General features: G+C 64.0%; 1 protein-coding gene. It reads right to left on the reverse strand.

Features of this window, described 5'->3' with window-relative positions; all coding sequences use genetic code 11:
• On the reverse strand, positions 1 to 389 hold a 389-nt coding region (locus tag I6F37_RS44230; protein ID WP_225155019.1), incomplete at both ends, for an aldehyde dehydrogenase family protein.

The raw sequence follows: 389 nt of genomic DNA on the forward strand, positions 1-389 counted from the left end.
ATATTCATGAATTCGTGAATGCCGTGCTCGGCCAGTTCGCGGCCGAAGCCCGATGACTTGGTGCCACCGAACGGCAGGCGCACATCGCTGCGCACCTGCGCATTGACGAACGTGGCGCCGGCCCTGATTCTCCTGGCGATGCTTTCGCCACGCGCCTTGTCCTGCGTCCAGACGCTGGCGCCCAGTCCGAACAAGGTGTCGTTGGCCACGTGCACGGCTTCGTCTTCGTCGCGCACACGGATAATGCTGGCGACCGGGCCGAACAATTCCTCGGCGTAAGCGGGCATGCCCGGCTTCACGTCGTCCAGAATCGATGCCGGGTAATGCGAAGCGCCTCTGCCAGGCTCGCAACCCAGCAATGGCTTGGCGCCCGCCTCGATGCTCGCTTG

This window comes from Bradyrhizobium sp. NBAIM08, from assembly GCF_020193935.1.
Lineage (GTDB): Bacteria > Pseudomonadota > Alphaproteobacteria > Rhizobiales > Xanthobacteraceae > Bradyrhizobium > Bradyrhizobium yuanmingense.